Genomic DNA, 707 nt, shown 5'->3' on the forward strand with positions numbered 1-707 from the left:
TTTTACAAATAATGGTCTTACGACCTGATGTTGAAACAAATAATTCCCCTTTAGTTCAGTTGGTAGAACGGCGGACTGTTAATCCGTATGTCGCAAGTTCAAGTCTTGCAAGGGGAGCCATTTTAAAAGACTTCATCTCGATGAGGTTTAAGAAGAGTTAACTCTTCAGCAAAGAATTTAGTGTGCCGACTTAGCTCAGTAGGTAGAGCAACTGACTTGTAATCAGTAGGTCACCAGTTCGACTCCGGTAGTCGGCACCATTCTTTTGCCTCGATAGCTCAGTCGGTAGAGCAGCGGATTGAAAATCCGCGTGTCGGTGGTTCGATTCCGCCTCGAGGCACCATTATTTAGTTTTACAAATAATGGTCTTACGACCTGATGTTGAAACAAATAATTCCCCTTTAGTTCAGTTGGTAGAACGGCGGACTGTTAATCCGTATGTCGCAAGTTCAAGTCTTGCAAGGGGAGCCACATTAAAAAAGGCCTCATCATTTGATGAGGCCTTTTTGCATTCTAGCGATATCACTACCTTCCCCATCCCCCGATTTGAATAAACTACCTATATCCCGTAGCTAATAAGCTTCCAGGTTTCAACCATAAAAACAGCGCTACAACCCTACTAAAAGCACAAAAAATAACTTATTTTGCGCAATAAATTTAATGCGTATCATACTTTCAAATTTTTCACATATATCGTTCTATACTAG

Annotated in this window: 4 tRNA genes; all 4 read left to right on the plus strand. The window is 41.0% G+C overall.

Going from position 1 to position 707, the window contains the following annotated elements:
* The first annotated feature begins 44 nt into the window (after positions 1-44).
* Positions 45-120, plus strand: a tRNA-Asn gene (locus L4C33_RS22645).
* 64 nt (positions 121-184) lie between these two features.
* Positions 185-260, plus strand: a tRNA-Thr gene (locus tag L4C33_RS22650).
* A gap of 7 nt (positions 261-267) precedes the next feature.
* Positions 268-343, plus strand: a tRNA-Phe gene (locus L4C33_RS22655).
* 52 nt (positions 344-395) lie between these two features.
* Positions 396-471 (plus strand) — tRNA-Asn (locus L4C33_RS22660).
* Positions 472-707 lie beyond the last annotated feature (236 nt).

It is taken from the genome of Vibrio makurazakiensis (assembly GCF_050337375.1).
Lineage (GTDB): Bacteria > Pseudomonadota > Gammaproteobacteria > Enterobacterales > Vibrionaceae > Vibrio > Vibrio makurazakiensis.